Origin of the sequence: Occallatibacter sp. (genome assembly GCF_049510455.1) — a bacterium.
Lineage (GTDB): Bacteria > Acidobacteriota > Terriglobia > Terriglobales > Acidobacteriaceae > Telmatobacter.
Genome location: NZ_JBEKYX010000159.1, coordinates 1 through 6,014 on the forward strand (window position 1 = coordinate 1; position 6,014 = coordinate 6,014).

Annotated in this window: 4 protein-coding genes; all 4 read right to left on the reverse strand. The window is 57.6% G+C overall.

Annotated elements, in window-relative coordinates:
- Positions 1–145 precede the first annotated feature (145 nt).
- The 4 genes from ABSG47_RS19950 to ABSG47_RS19965 all read right to left on the reverse strand — a co-directional run bounded on the left by ABSG47_RS19950 (position 146) and on the right by ABSG47_RS19965 (position 5,817).
- Positions 146–541 carry a (R)-mandelonitrile lyase gene (locus ABSG47_RS19950; RefSeq protein ID WP_424172012.1) on the reverse strand — a complete coding sequence of 132 codons (396 nt, stop codon included), beginning with the start codon at positions 539–541 and terminating at the stop codon, positions 146–148.
- 15 nt (positions 542–556) lie between these two features.
- Positions 557–1,612, reverse strand: a complete 1,056-nt coding sequence (locus ABSG47_RS19955) for an NAD(P)-dependent alcohol dehydrogenase (protein WP_424172014.1) — start codon at positions 1,610–1,612, stop codon at positions 557–559.
- 126 nt (positions 1,613–1,738) lie between these two features.
- Positions 1,739–3,172 carry a DNA polymerase Y family protein gene (locus tag ABSG47_RS19960; RefSeq protein WP_424172016.1) on the reverse strand — a complete coding sequence of 478 codons (1,434 nt, stop codon included), beginning with the start codon at positions 3,170–3,172 and terminating at the stop codon, positions 1,739–1,741.
- Between the two features lie 395 nt (positions 3,173–3,567).
- On the reverse strand, positions 3,568–5,817 hold the full coding sequence (locus ABSG47_RS19965; protein WP_424172019.1) for an alpha/beta fold hydrolase: 2,250 nt from the start codon (positions 5,815–5,817) through the stop codon (positions 3,568–3,570).
- Positions 5,818–6,014: the final 197 nt, after the last annotated feature.

The window sequence follows — 6,014 nt, forward strand, 5'->3', positions numbered from 1 at the left end:
AACCATGCATCCAGCACAGTTTCAGAATGAGGATGGCATAAAGATTTCTATAAGCACTGTGGAAACCGCCATAACCCACACAAAATGCACCGCTTCGGAATCAACCTTGCACAGGATAACTCGTGCGATCATCCGAAATTGAACACTATCCCAGGTACTGTTCGTCGCCGACCTTCTCCAGCCACTCTACGGCCTGCCCGTTCAACCGCTCCTGAATGGCAATATGCGTCATAGCCGTCTCCGGCGTTGCTCCGTGCCAGTGCTTCTCACCCGGCGCAAACCAGACCACATCGCCGGGGTGAATCTCCTCAACTGGCCCACCCCAGCGCTGCACCCGACCGCGCCCACTGGTCACAATGAGCGTCTGACCCAGCGGATGCGTATGCCACACCGTCCGCGCCCCCGGCTCGAAGGTCACATGCGCACCCACCACGCGGGCAGGCTCCGGTGCGGAGAAAAGAGGGTCCACCCGCACCGTGCCTGTGAAATATTCCTCCGGCCCTTTGCCCGAAGGCTTAGAGCCGGCTCGTTGAATCTCCATCAACCCTCCGGTTTACTAGGATTTGAGCGAGGCCATATCGATCGAGAAGCGGTACTTCACGTCGGATTTGATCAGCCGCTCGTAAGCCTCGTTGATCTTCTGGATCGGAATCACCTCAACGTCGGAGGTGATGTTGTGCTGTCCGCAGAAGTCCAGCATCTCCTGCGTTTCCTTGATCCCACCAATCATAGAACCGGACAGGCTCTTGCGGCCAAGGATCAGGTTAAAGGAGGAGATCGGCGTCGGCTTCTCCGGCGCACCCACCAGAACCATGTGCGAGTCGCGGCCCAGCAGCGGGAGGTAGGCATTGATGTCATGGTCGGCAGAAACAGCATCGAGAATGAAGTCGAAGCTGAAAGCATGCTTCGCCATCTCGTTGGCGTCCTTTGAAATGACCACCTCGTCAGCGCCCAGCCGCCTGGCGTCTTCCACCTTGCCGGGCGAGGTCGTAAAGACCACCGTATGCGCACCGAGCGCATGCGCAAACTTAACGCCCATGTGGCCCAGTCCGCCCAGGCCCACAATGCCAACCTTCTGGCCCTTGGTCACGCCCCAATGATGCAGCGGCGAGTAGGTGGTGATGCCGGCGCAAAGCAGCGGCGCGGCTCCGGCAGGATCGAGATTGTCGGGCACGCGCAACACGAAGCGCTCATCCACTACGACGCTCTCCGAGTAGCCGCCATAGGTGACGCCGCCCAAGTGCTTGTCCGGAAAGTTATAGGTCAGCGTGGGATTGGGACAGAACTGCTCCTCGCCAGCTTTGCAGGCAGGACAGGTTCCATCGGAGTCCACCATGCAGCCCACGGCGGCAATGTCGCCAGCCTTGAACTTGGTCACAGCGGAACCAACCTTGGTGACGCGGCCAAGAATCTCATGCCCCGGAATGCACGGATAAACAGTGGGCATAACGCCGCTCCACTCGTTGCGTACCTGGTGGAGATCGGAGTGGCAGACGCCGCAGAAGAGAATTTCAATCTGCACGTCGGTATCGGTGGGATCGCGTCGTTCGATGGTTGTGAAAGCAAGCGGCGATGTGGCGCTGGCGGCAGAGTAAGCCTTGGCTTTAGACATGAATTCACCTCGTTTGCAGAAAGGATGCAGAAACTCGTCGGAAGTATTCGTTCATCCCGGAGAAATTCTAACGTGAGACCGCACTCTAATTGCACGACCGCAGCACCGATCAGAGCAGAAGCTGATTTAGAAGAGATCCGGCACGGAGTGAAATGCAATACGTGTCGGCGCAGCTTTGTACGCCGTCAGCATTGTGGCAGGAGCCAGCGTCTGCATTCCGTATTTGTGATTCAGCGCGTCCATGGCTTCATACAATTTCGCTCGCTTCTCGGAGCCGTCCATCGAGTCAAAGAGGCTCAAGCTGTGCAGCTTGTCCGGAACAAGGCCGCCAAGATGGACGCCAACAAAATATGGATGCGCGCTCTGCTCGCCGCCGGGCTGTTGCTGCCATAGTTTTCGCAGCGCGGTAATGAGCGTCTGGTTGTCCTGGCACTCTGTGAGCTTAATCTCGCTATGCCACCCGCGCCTGGGCACGCCATAACTGCTCACGGAGTTCGGAATCTCCTGCAGCGCACGCGGAACAGCAAAGCCCACGGCGAGCCCTATGCTGGCAGCCCACAGATCGGCGTCGCGCAGGCGCAGCGCGGCCTTGTGCAGGAGCTTCAAAGCCACGGCCCACGCCTTTTCCGGAGTACGCATCTCCGGCGCCAGCACGTGCTGGTGTCCGATGGATTTCGCATGCTCGTTGTCCGATAGATCGAAATCCTGTCCACGCAGCCAGTGCCAGAGCCGTTCGCCCCAGACCGAACCCCATAGCTGGCCCATCCGTTCGCAGTCGAGCGCCAGCAACTGCTCCATGGTGTGGATGCCTTTCGCATTCAGCCGCTTCTCCGTTCGCGTGCCGATGCCGGGCAGATCGCGCAGCGCAAGCAGCGGCAGCGCGGTAGGCAGCACGTCGACGGGGAGTGCGACGAGGCCGTCTGGCTTTTCCATGTCACTGGCGATCTTGGCGAGGAAACGATTGGGGGCCAGGCCTATGGAGCTGCGGAGCATATCGCCCACCTGCTCGCGGATGGTGCGCTTGACCTTTCGCGCCAGCTCCATCGCAGTGAGGAGCGGCCGTTCGCGGCCAATGAGCCGGCAGGCCATCTCGTCAATGGAGCCGACAGCCGTTACAGGCACGCAGCTTTCAACGGCCTCCACCACCTTGTGATGGATCTGGGTGTAGAGCTCGTGGCGTCCCTCGACAAGGATGAGATCCGGGCATAGCCGTTTGGCGTCCGCCACAATGGTGCCGGTCTTTACTCCGTACGACTTGGCTTCATAGCTGGCGGCAATGCAGCAGGTGGTGTTCGCCATCATGGGCACCACGGCGACGGGACGGTTCCGCAGCTCCGGTCGCTCCTGCTGCTCACAGGATGCGAAGTACGAATTCAGATCGACGAAGAGCCAGTTCACGCCGGGCGCGGAATCTTCCGTCGCGCGCCGGTGCTCTTCTTGCGTCAGTGCGGAAGAGGAGACCTGCGCGTGATTCCGCCACTCATCGATCTGCTCATCGGTCAGTTCGGCAATCGAACCGTCATCCGGAATGGGCTTTTGCAGCATGGCGCGAAGGCTCAAAGGGCTTCGAGATTAGTTTCGCCTTTTATTTGCCTTTATGCAATCGAAATGCTTTTCGTTGATGACACGAAATAACTATTGACGATGCAAAACTTTCCGATGATACACTGAGGGCGTCTGAGGTAATCTCTCTCAGTCGGCCCGAAAGAGATGAAATCTGCACGAAAATAGCCTCTGATCGGGTGAAGTGTCTTATGATGACGCAAAGCTGGCTGCATTGGATACTTGTTAGCGGAAGCCTTGTCGCTCTGGTCGTGACGATTGGCGTGGCGATTCTGCTTGTGTGTTGCCTGAGCTGCGCCCGATGCCCTTTGAAGGAAAAAGACGAGCTCTTCAAACGCCGCGAAGTCTAGCTGCAGCGAATCCATTACTCAGACAATAAGATTCGCGAAAACTCATCGAGATTCTTTTAACGCTGTGTCCGGTTTTAAATACTCCTCAAAATGCGCGAGAATCTTGCGGTAGAGCTGCAAGCGTGCCTCGCTTCCCGCAAGATCATGCTTTTTCCGCGGAAAAATCTGCAGGTCATAGGGAGTGCCAGCATCTACCAGCTTGTCTATAAATTGCACGGAGTTGCCGATATGGACGTTATCGTCGCTTGCACCGTAAACCAGAAGCAGACGGCCTTTCAGGTTTGCGGCGGTGTTCACTACCGATGAATCCTTGTATGCCTGCGGCTCATCCGCCGGCTGACCCAGATACCGCTCCGTATAAGTGGAATCGTAAATGCGCCAGTCTGTCACCGGGGCCACGGCAACGCCGGCTACGAAACGATCCGAGTGTGTCATGGCGTAGAGAGTAAAGTGTCCTCCCCAACTCCAGCCCCACCATCCGAGGCGCTTCGGGTCAAGTTGCGGAAATTTCTCAAGCGCGGCGTCGAGAGCCGCAATTTGATCTTCAAACTGCATTTTGCCAAAGTCGCGGTATGCTGCCTGCGCAAAGTCGCGTCCGCGTCCCGCAGTGCCGCGATTGTCTGTGCGTAGTACGGCAAAGCCGTGCTGTGCGAGCAGTTGGTCGAAGAGCAGATTGTCGCCCCAGAACTCGTCGCCCCAGCGATTCATTACTGTTTGTGCGGTCGGACCCCCATAAGGATTTACGATGAGCGGAACGCTCTTCACACCATAAGCGCCTTCGGGCAGCATCAGCGTGGAATAGAGTGTCGTTCCGTCCTTCGTTTTTGTCTCGAGCTGCAGCCGTGGCTGCAACCGATAAGCCTGCATTGAGCGCGAGGTCCATAGCTCATTACATTCACTGCCTGTTTTGCAGATGCGGAGCCTCGGCGGATCAAGATGCGTGGAGAAGGTATCCACAAATGCCGACTCATCCGATGCAGGCATCGGCGGGAAGTTTCCTTCATGCGCTCCTGATTCGGTGGTGAGTGACTTGCGTTCTCCCGCAAAGCTTACCTGCCAGAGCTGCTGTTCGAGAGGGCTCGTCTCATTCGATGCGTAATAGATCTTCTGATGCTGGGGATCGACGGCAGCGACGGAGATTACATCCCAGTTGCCGCTGGTGAGCTGCTTGGGCGCAGGGGCTGGCGCGCTCATCGGATTTCCCGTGTCGTAGCGATAGAGATAGATGTGGTTGTAACCGTCTTTCCAACTGGTCAGCACAATGGCGCCTTCGCTCACCGAGATACCGTAGTTATCGTCGAGAAACTTGTCGTCTGTCACTTCGAGTATCTGCAAGGAATCGCGGCTGCCAAATGCGTCGGCGAAGTAGAGGGCACGGCGCTTGTGGTCGCGGCTCAATGTTTCGAACCAGAGTGTCTTCCGGTCAACCCATCCAAAACGTGGGATGTAGTCCTGTCCTTCGTGGATCGGCAGCCTGATCCAGGATGTGTGGCTACCTGTGGCACCGATTATGCCGAGGCGGAGTTCGGGGTTGGAATCGCCCGGCTGCGGGTACCGCTGCTGCTCGTCTTTGGGGTGCGTGAGCGTCCAATCGATGAGCGGATACTCCGGCACGTTGCTTTCATTCATCTGCAGATAGGCAATGTGGCTGGAGTCCGGCGACCAGGCGTAGTTGCTTCTTACTTCGAGCTCCTCACCGTAGAGCCAGTCCACCTCTCCATTTGTGATGGCAGGGCTCTGCGATGGCGCGATGGCGACGGGCGTTCCTGCCGCTCCCTGATCGCGCGGGCGTACGATCCAGAGACCATGATCGCGGACAAAGGCGATGGTTTCGCCATTTGGGGAAAAGGTAGGATTGTCTCCGGAGTTCGCGGCGGTAAAGCCCATCTCCACCGCGGTGCCGGTCTTCAGATCAAAGAGCCAGAGCCGTCCACCGGAATCAAAGAGCAGATGATTGCTGTCCGGCGACCACCAGTAGCGGGGCATCCCTTCGCTGCTGCGCTGGTCGTCACTGCTTGCTTTGAACATGGAGGCAAGCCTGTCACGGCTTATCAATGTAGATCGTCTGCCGGAAGCGATCTCAATGGCGTGCAGCTCGCCATTTTCGAGCCAGGTCAGGTGCTTGCCGTCGGGCGACCAGGCAACTCCCGCCGGTGGCGTGCCGGTGAGAGGCTCATCCCCGTTTATGGCCTCGACTGTCAGAGGCGTGGGGGTGGATTGACCGTTAAGTACGGATGCGGCGAGCAGCAAAGCAGAGAGAGCGAAAAGCGCAAGGCGAAAGTGACGAGGCAAACTATTACCTCCAGGGAGCGATGACGGCGTATTGCCAGTCTATCTGGAGTAGTGTTCGATTCTGGACGATCGCGGGAGTTATCCTGTGCAAGGTTGATTCCGAAGCGGTGCATTTTGTGTGGGTTATGGCGGTTTCCACAGTGCTTATAGAAATCTTTATGCCATCCTCATTCTGAAACTGTGCTGGATGCATGGTT

Coding starts and splice junctions, on each gene's coding strand:
- ABSG47_RS19950 (WP_424172012.1), bottom strand. CDS start 541: ATGGAGATTCAACGAGCCGGCTCTAAGCCTTCGGGCAAAGGGCCGGAG.
- ABSG47_RS19955 (WP_424172014.1), bottom strand. CDS start 1,612: ATGTCTAAAGCCAAGGCTTACTCTGCCGCCAGCGCCACATCGCCGCTT.